The organism is Mesorhizobium sp. B2-4-12, assembly GCF_006441575.1.
In the GTDB taxonomy this organism is placed as follows: Bacteria; Pseudomonadota; Alphaproteobacteria; order Rhizobiales; family Rhizobiaceae; genus Mesorhizobium.
In genome coordinates, this window is sequence record NZ_VFVC01000081.1 from 1 (window position 1) to 10734 (window position 10734).

10 protein-coding genes are annotated in these 10734 nt (G+C 64.6%); all 10 read left to right on the forward strand.

Annotated features, from left to right (window positions below; translation table 11 throughout):
• The coding region (locus tag FJ934_RS27155) for an NAD(P)/FAD-dependent oxidoreductase (protein ID WP_140613485.1) at positions 1–776 on the forward strand (776 nt) is incomplete at its 5' end.
• A gap of 110 nt (positions 777–886) precedes the next feature.
• Positions 887–2416 carry an ABC transporter substrate-binding protein gene (locus FJ934_RS27160; protein WP_140613486.1) on the forward strand — a complete coding sequence of 510 codons (1530 nt, stop codon included), beginning with the start codon at positions 887–889 and terminating at the stop codon, positions 2414–2416.
• 89 nt (positions 2417–2505) lie between these two features.
• Positions 2506–3513 carry an ABC transporter permease gene (locus FJ934_RS27165; protein ID WP_140613487.1) on the forward strand — a complete coding sequence of 336 codons (1008 nt, stop codon included), beginning with the start codon at positions 2506–2508 and terminating at the stop codon, positions 3511–3513.
• Positions 3506–4354: an ABC transporter permease gene (locus FJ934_RS27170; RefSeq protein ID WP_140613488.1), complete on the forward strand. Its 849-nt coding sequence runs from the start codon at positions 3506–3508 to the stop codon at positions 4352–4354. Before FJ934_RS27165 ends, FJ934_RS27170 begins: the two co-directional genes overlap by 8 nt.
• Positions 4351–5229, forward strand: coding sequence for an ABC transporter ATP-binding protein (locus FJ934_RS27175; protein ID WP_140613489.1), 879 nt, complete (start codon positions 4351–4353; stop codon positions 5227–5229). Before FJ934_RS27170 ends, FJ934_RS27175 begins: the two co-directional genes overlap by 4 nt.
• A complete protein-coding gene (locus tag FJ934_RS27180; RefSeq protein ID WP_140613490.1) occupies positions 5222–6055 on the forward strand; it encodes an ATP-binding cassette domain-containing protein in 834 nt (277 codons plus the stop codon). The genes FJ934_RS27175 and FJ934_RS27180 overlap by 8 nt, the downstream gene beginning before the upstream one ends.
• A gap of 113 nt (positions 6056–6168) precedes the next feature.
• Entirely contained in the window at positions 6169–8463 is a 2295-nt protein-coding gene (locus tag FJ934_RS27185; RefSeq protein ID WP_140613491.1) for a bifunctional salicylyl-CoA 5-hydroxylase/oxidoreductase, read from the forward strand.
• Between the two features lie 169 nt (positions 8464–8632).
• Positions 8633–9391 (forward strand): SDR family NAD(P)-dependent oxidoreductase, encoded by a 759-nt coding sequence (locus tag FJ934_RS27190; protein ID WP_140613492.1) that lies wholly within the window; start codon positions 8633–8635, stop codon positions 9389–9391.
• Entirely contained in the window at positions 9385–9855 is a 471-nt protein-coding gene (locus FJ934_RS27195) for a MarR family transcriptional regulator (protein ID WP_140613493.1), read from the forward strand. Before FJ934_RS27190 ends, FJ934_RS27195 begins: the two co-directional genes overlap by 7 nt.
• Entirely contained in the window at positions 9852–10664 is an 813-nt protein-coding gene (locus FJ934_RS27200) for an enoyl-CoA hydratase family protein (RefSeq protein ID WP_140613494.1), read from the forward strand. The genes FJ934_RS27195 and FJ934_RS27200 overlap by 4 nt, the downstream gene beginning before the upstream one ends.
• Positions 10665–10734: the final 70 nt, after the last annotated feature.

Sequence of the window (10734 nt, forward strand, 5' to 3'; positions counted from 1 at the left end):
GCCGCACCACCGGCGTGCGGCTGGCCTCCGGTAAGAGCCATACGGCGACCAGGGCGGTCATCGCGGGCGTTGCGCCCAGGGCACTGACGGGTAAGTTGCTGTCCGGCGGTTCGGGGGACGCCGGCTTCGATACGGCGATGAAAAAGTTCCGCCATGCGCCGGGCACGATGATGATCCATCTGGCGCTCGACGACCTGCCCGACTGGCGCGCCGGGGCGGAGCTTCGGCAGTTTGCCTATGTCCATCTGTCGCCCTCGCTCGACGCCATGTCGCGCACTTATCAGCAGGCGATCGCGGGCATGCTGCCGGACGAACCGGTGCTGGGCGTCGGCCAGCCGACGGCGATCGACCCGTCGCGCGCGCCCGCGGGCAAGCATGTGCTGTGGGTGCAGGTGCGCATGCTGCCCGCCGAAATCCTGGGTGATGCTTCGGCCACGATCGCGGCCGCGCATTGGGATGAAGTCAAGGAAGCCTATGCTGACCGCGTGCTCGACATCATCGAGACCTATGCGCCCGGACTTCGCCAGAAGATCCTTGGCCGGGCGGTGTTCTCGCCCATCGACCTCGAGCGCGAGAACCCGAACCTGGTCGGCGGCGACCAGGTCTGCGGCAGCCATCATCTGGCGCAGAACTTCCTGTTCCGGCCGGCGCGCGGCTATGCCGGCTGGAACACGCCGGTCAATAATCTGCATCTAACGGGCGCCGCGACGTGGCCGGGCGCCGGCACGGGCGCGGCCTCGGGCTTCATGCTCGCGCGACAGCTTGGCGGGAGGTAGGCACCGACGATTCCACGAAGGCTGCGAGAGGCAAGCGCTGCTGCCCACGACGCCTGAATCAATGAACGGACAGTGCCGCGCAAAGACAATAACCAACAAGGGGAACGATAATGACAATCAACAGACGCGAATTGCTGGGATACAGTGCCGCGGCACTCGGTGTGGCCGCCGTCGGCCTGCCAAACATCGCCAAAGCCGCCGCCGGCGAATTGACCATCGCCTACAACGTGAACCTGCCCTCCTGGGATCCGACCACTGGGCCGTCGGCCGTCAATCCGACGATCCAGGGCCTCTACCAGTCGGTGTTCGACCAGTTCATCCCGCAGAAACCGGACCTGTCCTTCGCGCCCGGCCTGCTGACCGAATGGGGCTGGAACGACGACCGCACCAAGGTGATGATGACGGTGCGCGAGGGCGTGAAATGGCACGACGGCTCGCCCTTCACGCCCGAGGACGTCGTCTGGTCACTGCAACGCGCCGGCGATGAGAAGACCGGCAACCCGATCCAGTTCGTCTGGAAGAACGTCAACAACTTCAAGATCGACGGCAACAAGATCACCGGCGACGTCGTGCAGTTCGACCCGGTGTATTTCAAATGGATGTCGTTCCTCACCGGCTACATCATGCCGAAGGCCTATTACGAGAAGGTCGGCGCCGAAGGCTTCGAGAAGGCGCCGATCGGCACCGGGCCTTACGTAGTCGACAAGTTCGAACGCAACGCCTTCCTACGGCTCAAGGCCAATCCGAACTATTGGGGCACAAAGCCGGCCTTCGAGAATGTGACGATCAAGTTCGTCACCGACGCGGCGAGCCGCGTCGCCGAAGTCGAGTCCGGCTCTTCGCAGGTGACGCTCGAAATCCCCTATGAGGAATACGACCGGCTGATCGCCAAGGACGGGCTCGCCGGCTCGATCAAGAACGTTTCCGACATCGGCATGATCTTCTTCAACGACATCGAGGCGATGCTGGACAAGAATGTCCGCCAGGCGGCCGTGATGGCGGTGGACAAGGAGCTTCTGGTCAAGCGGCTGCTGCGCGGCTACGGCCAGCCGCTCGCCACACTGGAAACGCCAGAATACGCAGCCTTCGATCCGTCGATCAAGGTCGAGCACAACCCGGACAAGGCCAAGGAACTGCTGGCCGCTTCCGGTTATTCGCCGGACAAGCCGGTAAAGTTCACGATCCAGACCACCAAGGGTTTCAAGCCCAAGGACTATGAGATGATCCAGGCGATCGTCGGCATGTGGCGCAAGGTCGGCATCGAGGCGACGATCGAGGTCTACGAGATCGCCAAGCATTACGAACTGCGCGCCGCCGACAAGCTGGCGCCGGCCGCCTTCTACAACTGGGGCAACGCCATCGGCGACCCGACCACGTCGACCGGCTTTGCCATGTATGGCCCGAGCCCGCATTCGGTTTGGGACAGCCAGGATCTGATCGACATGATCAACCCGCTGTGGGGCGAAAAGGACGAGGCCAAGCGCATCGCCGGCTGGAAAGCGGTCGACAAGTACATCGCCGAGCAAGCCTATGTGCTGCCGCTGATGCAGTACGCGCAGCCGATCGTGCATGCCAAGGGCGTCAAGGTGGTCCAGCATATTTCCGGCGCGCTGCTTCCGGCCCTGATGACCCCGGCCTGACATCAGCCCTGAATTACCGCGCGCCGTCACCAATGACGGCGCGCATTTTCCATCGGGAATACGAGCCACGGGCTCCTGCAAAGATTTACATGCTCCTGCAAAGATTCCTGATCCGTCTTGCAACGATGCTGATCACGCTGTTCGGCGTGGCCGTCGTCGTGTTCGTCGTGATCCGTGTCGCGCCCGGCGACCCGATCGCGATGATGCTGCCGCCGGGCGCCACCGATGCCGACATCGCCCGGCTGCGCGCGCTCTACGGGCTCGACAAGACGATCGTGCAGCAGTTCTTCATCTGGCTGTCCGGTGTTGTCAGGGGCGATTTCGGCACCTCGATCTCGCTCAGGCAAGATGTGCTCGGTCTCGTCTTCAACCGGCTGCCGGCAACGCTGGAGTTGGCCATCCTCGCCCTTGTCATGGCGGTGGCGCTCGGCGGCACGACCGCGATCCTCGGCGCGCGCGAACGCGGCACGGCGGTCGAGGCCGGCATCGACATCGCCAGCGGCGCGGCGCTGTCCATTCCCGACTTCCTGTGGGGCCTTGTGCTGATCCTGCTGTTCGGCGTTCTGGTGCCGATCTTCGACATTTCCGGCCGCGTGTCGCCACAGCTCGACCTGCCCTTCGTCACCCAGTTCTACCTGTTCGAGAGCCTGCTTCGGCTGCGCTTCGACCTGACCTGGGATCTCCTGAAACACATGCTGATGCCGGCGGTTGCGCTGGCGCTGCCGCTGGCGGCGATCATCTCGCAACTGTTGAAACAGTCGCTGAAGGAAGTGCTCGACCTCGACTATGTCGTGCTGGCACGGGTCAAGGGATTTTCGGAAACGCAGGTCATCCTGCGCGAGGCACTGAAGAACGCCGCTTTGCCGACGCTGACCTTAATCGGCGTGCAATTCACTTTCCTCATCGGCGGCACCGTCATTGTTGAGCGGCTGTTCTCCTACGAGGGACTCGGCAACATGGCGATCGATGCCGTCATCAACCGCGACCTGCCGCTGATCCAGGGCATCGTGCTGGTCTTCGCGCTGCTCTTCGTGCTGATCAACCTTGCCGTCGACTTGATGTGCGCGCTGCTCAATCCGAGGCTGCGCCATGGATAAGGCACGCGCCTCAAGACGCAGACTGAGCCCCAGGCTGTGGCTCGCCGGCGGTTGGCTGCTGCTGGCGCTGCTAGCCGCGATCTTCGCGCCATTGGTCGCGCCGCAGGATCCGCTGGCGCAGGACCTGATGCTGGAGCGGCTGCCGCCCTTCTGGCTCGACGGCGCCGAGCCCGGCTATTGGCTGGGCACCGACAGCCTCGGCCGCGACCTGCTCTCCCGGCTGATCTTCGGCGGCCGCATCGCCTTCATCGTCGCCTTCGCCGCCGCGATCGCCGCCTGTCTGGTCGGCTCGACGCTTGGGCTGATCGCGGGCTATTTCGGTGGCTGGGCCGACCGCGTCATCTCGCGCATCGTGGATGTCTGGATGGCGTTTCCGCCGGTGCTCTTCGCCATCCTGCTGGTCGCGGTGCTGGGCACAGGCCTCGGTTCCGTCATCCTCGCCATCGCCATCATCGACTGGACGCGCTTCTGCCGGGTGATCCGCGCCGAGGCGATGGGCCAGTCGCGCATGGATTATGTCGAGAACGCCCGCATCGCGGGCTATGGCCGCGTCGGCATCATGCTGCGTGAAGTGCTGCCCAACGTCCTGCCGTCGATCGTCGCGCTGCTGTCGCTGGAAATGGGCATTGCCGTGATCGTCGAAGCGATCCTGTCCTTCGTCAATTTGTCGATCTCGACCGACGATCCGACCTGGGGCGGCATCATCGCCGAGGGCAGGCTGTCGATCCATCAGGCCTGGTGGGTGCTGGTGTTTCCGCTGATCACGCTGATCGTCACCGTGCTGTCGTTCAGCCAGTTCGGCGAAGCGCTGAAGACGCGGTTCGATCCGGTGCTGCGATGAGCGCCTGCCTCGACATCGCCAACCTTAGCGCGGTGCTGCCGAACGGCCAGCGCGTGTTGCGCTCGGTGTCGCTTGCCGTGCAGCCCGGCGAGGTGCGTGCATTGGTCGGCGAGAGCGGCGCCGGCAAGACCATGATCGGCAAGGCGGTGCTCGGCGTCCTGCCGTCGAGCGTGCGTATTGTCGAAGGCGATATGAGGCTCGAGGGCGAAGACCTCGGCAGGCTCCAGCCCAAGGCACGGCGCAAGCTGATCGGCGCGCGCACGGCCCTGATTCCTCAGGATCCTTTGACGGCGCTCAATCCGTCGCGCCGCATCGGCCCGCAGATGACCGACCGGCTGGTGCGCATCCTCGGCTGGGGCGGCGAGAGGGCCAACGGCCGCATCCGGCAATTGCTTGACGAGGTGCAGATCCGCGACCCCGAACGCGTGCTGAAAAGCTATCCGCACGAGCTTTCCGGCGGCATGCGCCAGCGCGTGCTGATCGCCGCCGCCTTCGCCGCCGAGCCACGGCTGATCGTCGCCGATGAGCCGACGACCGCGCTCGACGTCACTGTGCAAAAGCAGATCTTGCGGCTGATCGCCGCGTTGCAGCGCGAGCACGGCACGGCGATCCTGTTCGTCACCCATGATCTCGGCGTTGTCGCCAAGATCAGCCAGAAGGTGTCGGTGCTTTATGCCGGCAAAGTGGTCGAGGAAGCCGAGACGGCTGCGCTCTTCGCGGCACCGCAGCACCCCTATACACGTGCGCTGATGGCGGCGACGCCGCGCTACACAGACCCGTTCGCTTCGCTGAAACCGGTGGACGAGGCGGTGCTGGCAGGGCTTGCCGCCGAGATCGCGGCGGCGGACCAGGTGTGGAGGCAGCCGCATGGCTGAACCGCTGTTTTCCGTGCGCGGGCTGAAGGTGGCACTGCCCGACATGACCCGCAAGCCGCTGATCGGCCGCGCGCCTTTGGCCGAGATCCTGAAAGGCCTGGATTTCGACCTGCCCAGGGGATCGGTGACCGGTATCGTCGGCGAATCCGGTTCCGGCAAGTCGACGCTCGGCCGGGCGCTGGTCAGGCTGCTGGAGCCCGGTGCCGGCAGCATCAGCTTCGACGGCCGAGATATCACCCATCTGCCGGAGGCGGAGTTGCGACCGTTGCGCCGCAACCTGCAGATGATCTTCCAGGATCCGATGTCCTCGCTCAACCCGCGCCACACCATTGCCAGCATCATCGCCGCTCCGTTGAAGCAGAATGGCCTTGGCGATAATCTGAAGAGCCGCGTCGCCGAGGCGCTGCAGCGGGTCGGTCTGCCGCAAGGTTTCGCCAGCCGCTACCGTCACGAGCTGTCGGGCGGCCAGCGTCAGCGCGTCGGCATTGCGCGCGCGCTGGCGCTGTCGCCGAAATTCGTGCTGGCAGACGAAATCGTGTCCGGCCTCGACGTGTCGACGCAGGAGCAGATCCTGACCCTGCTGGAGAAATTGGCACTGGAGATGGGCCTGACGGTCGCCTTCATCAGCCATGACCTGTCCGTCATCCGGCGGCTGTGCCGGCAGGTGATCGTCATGCGCGAAGGCAGGATCGTCGAAGCCAGTGCCACCGATGCCCTGTTCGAAAATCCCAGGGAAACCTACACGCGCGATCTGCTTGCGGCCATTCCGCTGCCCGAAATCGACGCGAACTGGCTGGACATCCCTACGGCCAAGGCCCCGAAATGAAAGCATCGAGGCGCACAGGGTCTGATCATTTCGATATGAAATTTTAAGCTTGAAGTATCTCGCCTCAAGCGCGATATTCGTGCCAGCAAGAAAGCGAAGAGGAGATCGCACGGATGAAAGTTGCGGTTCTCGGCGGCGGACCAGCCGGCCTCTACTTTGCCATTTCGATGAAGCTCCGGGATGCCGAGCACGATGTGACCGTGTTCGAGCGCAACCGCGCGGACGATACGTTCGGCTGGGGCGTGGTGCTGTCGGCCGAAACGCTCGACAACCTCGCCAGGAACGATCCGGTCAGCGCCGTCTGGATCAAGAAGCATTTCGCCTATTGGGATGATATCGCCGTCATCCATGACGGCGTGCGCACGGTCTCGTCAGGCCACGGTTTCTGCGGCATCGGCCGCAAGCGGCTGTTGATCTTGCTGCAGCGCCGCGCTCGCGAGCTCGGCGTCAAGCTGATGTTCGAGACCGATATCGGCGATCCCCGCCCCTATATGGAGACGCATGATCTGGTCGTCGCCGCCGACGGGCTGAACTCCAAGGCACGCAACACCTTCGTCGACATCTTCAAGCCCGATATCGACACCCGCAAATGCAAGTTCGTCTGGCTCGGCACCAACCAGAAATTCGACGACGCCTTCACCTTTATCTTCGAGAAGACCGAGCATGGTTGGGTATGGGCGCATGCCTACCAGTTCGACAGCGACACCGCGACCTTCATCGTCGAGTGCAGCGAACCGACCTGGGCTGCCTTCGGCTTCGGCTCGATGACGCAGCAGGAGTCCATCGCCGTCTGCGAGCGCATCTTTGAAAAGCACCTTGGCGGCCATGCGCTGATGACCAACGCCAACCATATACGTGGTTCGGCCTGGATCAATTTCCCGCGCGTGCTGTGCGAGCGCTGGTCCTACAAGAACCTGGCGCTGATGGGCGACGCGGCGGCATCGGCGCATTTCTCGATCGGCTCCGGCACCAAGCTGGCGCTGGAAAGCGCGGTGGCGCTGGCCGACTATGTCGAAACCGAGCCGGACCTCGATGCCGCTTTCCGCAAATATGAGGATGCCCGCCGCACCGAAGTGCTGAAGCTGCAGTCGGCGGCGCGCAATTCGCTCGAATGGTTTGAGGAGGTCGAGCGCTATCTCGGCCTCGATCCGGTGCAGTTCAACTATTCGCTGCTGACCCGCTCGCAACGCATCAGCCACGAGAATCTGCGGCTGCGCGATGCCGAGTGGCTGAGCGGCGCGGAGGAATGGTTCCAGCGCCAGGCAGGCGCGGGCGCCAACAGGCTGCGCCGCGCGCCGATGTTCGCTCCCTTCAGGCTGCGCGACCTCAGGCTCAACAACCGCGTCGTCGTCTCGCCGATGGCGCAGTATAGGGCCGTCGACGGCAGCCCGACAGACTGGCACTTCACCCACTATGCCGAGCGGGCCAAGGGCGGCGCCGGCCTCGTCTATATCGAGATGACCTGCGTCAGCCCCGAAGGGCGCATCACACCCGGCTGCCCCGGCTTCTACGCGCCCGAGCATGAGGTGGCGTGGAAGCGGCTGGTCGATTTCGTCCACACCGAGACAGAGGCGAAGATCTGCGCCCAGATCGGCCATTCCGGCGCCAAGGGTTCGACCCGTGTCGGCTGGGAAGGCACCGACGTGCCGCTGACCTCCGGCAACTGGCCTGTGATGGCGGCCTCGGCGGTGGCGTGGTCACCTGGGAATCAGGCGCCGAAGGCGATGGACCGCGCCGACATGGACAGGGTGCGCGACCAGTTCGTGGCCTCCGCCGAGATGGCGCATCGTTGCGGCTTCGACATGCTCGAAATCCACGCCGCGCATGGCTATCTCCTGTCGTCCTTCATCACCCCGGTCACCAACCGCCGCACCGATGAATATGGCGGTTCACTGGAAAACCGCATGCGCTATCCCCTCGAAATCTTCCATGCGGTGCGCGCCGCATGGCCGGCGGAAAAGCCGATCTCGATGCGCATTTCGGCCAATGACTGGGTCGGCATCGAAGGTGTCACGCCAGCCGACGCCGTCGAGATCGCGCGGCTGCTGCACGAGGCCGGCGTCGACATCTGCGACGTCTCTGCCGGCCAGACCTCGGTGTTGGCAAAGCCGGTCTACGGCCGCATGTTCCAGACGCCGTTTTCCGACCGCATCCGCAATGAGGTCGGCATGGCGACGATGGCGGTCGGCAACATCTACGAACCGGACCATGTCAACTCGATCCTGATGGCCGGACGCGCCGACCTGGTGGCGCTGGCCCGGCCGCATCTTGCCGATCCCTACTGGACACTGCATGCGGCGGTGACGCTCGGCGACCGTGGCGTGAAGTGGCCGGATCCCTATCTGCCCGGACGCGACCAGCTCTATCGTCTGGCCGAGCGCGATGCCGCCGCGGGGCTTAAAGTATGAGTGCTTCACGCTTCCCGAGTTGGCGCCGCCCCTCATCCGCCTGCCGGCACCTTCTCCCCGTGGAAAACGGGGAGAAGGGTCAAGTTCCGGCGCTGGCGACCCCCTCTCCCCGTTCTTCACGGGGAGAGGGTAAGGGTGAGGGGCAGCGCGATGTTTCGAGGACGGGCGCATGATCGCCGGCAAGCATGCGCTGGTCACCGGTGGCGGCTCCGGCGTTGGCCGGGCCATCGCGCTGGCGCTTGCGGGTGCGGGCATCGACGTGACCATCTGCGGCCGGCGTGAAGCCGAACTTGCCAAGGTGGCCGGCGAAAACGATCGCATCTTCGGCATCGCCGCCGACGTCACCGATGCGGCGGCGATGGCATCGCTTTACCAGACAGCGGAAGCCGCGCGCGGGCCCTTCGACATCGTCGTTGCCAATGCCGGCATGGCCGGCAGCACGCCGGCGCACAACACCACGCTTGCCGACTGGCAGCGAACGCTCGACGTCAACCTGACCGGCGCCTTCCTGACGGTGAAACCGGCGCTGGCCGGCATGGCCGCGCGCAAGGCGGGCCGGATCGTCTTCATCGCTTCGACGGCAGGGCTGAAAGGCTACGCCTATGTCGCGCCTTATGTCGCCGCCAAGCATGGCGTCGTCGGTTTGATGCGGGCGCTCGCCGCCGAGACGGCGAAGTCCGGCGTCACCGTGAACGCGGTTTGCCCAGGCTTTGTCGAAACGGAGATGTTGGAGGAGTCCATCCAGCGCATTGTCGAAAAGACCGGCCGCTCGGCCGGCGAGGCACGATCGAGCCTCGTCTCGACCAACCCGCAAGGCCGCTTCATCCAGCCGCAGGAGATTGCCGCCTCGGTGTTGTGGTTGTGCGACGATGCGGCGGCATCGATCACCGGACAGACCATTTCCATCTCAGGAGGCGAAACATGGTAGCCGGCCCCCTGCCCGCGCCATCGGGACCCGGCAAGGACCGGCTGCGGCTGTGGATCAGGCTGCTGCGCGCCTCGCGCACGATCGAGGCCGAGCTGCGCGAGCGGCTGAAGAAGGAGTTCGATACGACGCTGCCCCGCTTCGACGTGATGGCGGCACTCTATCGCGCGCCCGAAGGCATGCTGATGAGCGATCTTTCGCGTTTCCTGCTGGTGTCCAACGGCAATGTCACCGGCATCGTCGATCGGCTCGTGTCGGAGGGACTTGTTACCCGCGCCCGCCGCAATGGCGACCGGCGCACCTCGATGGTGCGGCTGACCGAGGAGGGCTCCAAGGCCTTCGCCACCATCGCCGCGGCGCATGAGGGTTGGATCGGTGAATTGCTGGGCAAGGTCAGTGAAGAGGATGCACGCCGGCTGACAGGCATGCTGACCTCGTTCCGCAGCAACTGGGAGGGACGCGAATGACCAAAATGGCAGGCCTCAAGCCGCAGCATTTCCTATGGCAGGTCGAAGGCAGGATCGCGAAGGTCAGGCTTGACCGTCCCGAGCGCAAGAATCCGCTGACCTTCGACAGCTATGCCGAATTTCGCGACACGTTCCGCGACCTCGTCTACGCCGACGACGTCGACGCCGTGGTGTTCCTGCCCAATGGCGGCAATTTCTGCTCGGGCGGCGACGTCCACGACATTATCGGCCCGCTGGTCAGGATGGACATGAAGGAACTGCTCGCCTTCACCCGCATGACCGGCGATTTTGTCAAGGCGATGCTGAATTGCGGCAAGCCGATCATCGCGGCGGTCGATGGCGTGGCGGTCGGCGCCGGCGCCATCATCGCCATGAGCTCCGACATCCGCATCGCCACGCCGGAAGCCAAGACCGCGTTCCTGTTCACCCGTGTCGGCCTTGCCGGTTGCGACATGGGCGCCTGCGCTATCCTGCCGCGCATCATCGGCCAAGGCCGTGCCGCCGAACTGCTCTACACCGGCCGCACCATGACGGCCGCCGAAGGCGAGCGCTGGGGGTTCTACAACAGGCTCGTCGATGCCGCCGCGCTGGAAGCCGACGCACTCGACATGGCGGCCCGCATCGTCTCGGGCCCAACCTTCGCCCATGGCATCACCAAGACGCAGTTGAACCAGGAATGGTCGATGGGTCTCGACCAGGCGATCGAAGCGGAAGCGCAGGCGCAGGCGATCTGCATGCAGACGCACGATTTCGAGCGGGCGTATCGGGCTTTCGTCGACAAGCGAAAGCCAGTGTTCGAGGGGAATTGAGGATGCTCGTTTCAAAGGAGACGTTGGAGGGACAGCGCGCCCCTCTGTCCTGCCGGACATCTCCCCCACT